Raw genomic sequence first — 303 nt, forward strand, 5'->3', positions numbered from 1 at the left:
CCCTCGCCCACGCGCAGGAACTGGCCAGCCGCCACGGCGGCGTGGCGCTGCCGCTGCCCGAACTGGAACGCCACCTGGCCGAGGCCGCCGTGGTGTTCTCGGCCACCGCCGCGCGCGAGCCGGTGATCCTGCAGCGGCAGGTCGCCGCCGCGCTGCGCGCACGCCGGCACAAGCCGAGGCGGCTGTTCGACCTGGCGGTGCCGCGCGACATCGAGGCCGGCGTGGGCGAACTGGCCGACGCCTACCTCTACACGGGCGACGACATGGAGCGCGCCGTGGAGGAAAACCGCCGCAGCCGCCGCG

The 303-nt window shown here is 76.2% G+C and carries 1 pseudogene; it reads left to right on the top strand.

What is annotated here, in order from left to right:
- Window positions 1–303: pseudogene (locus QMX80_RS19260) on the top strand (glutamyl-tRNA reductase); the annotation flags it as partial.

Source organism: Stenotrophomonas sp. PS02297 (assembly GCF_029959705.1).
GTDB lineage: Bacteria > Pseudomonadota > Gammaproteobacteria > Xanthomonadales > Xanthomonadaceae > Stenotrophomonas > Stenotrophomonas nitritireducens.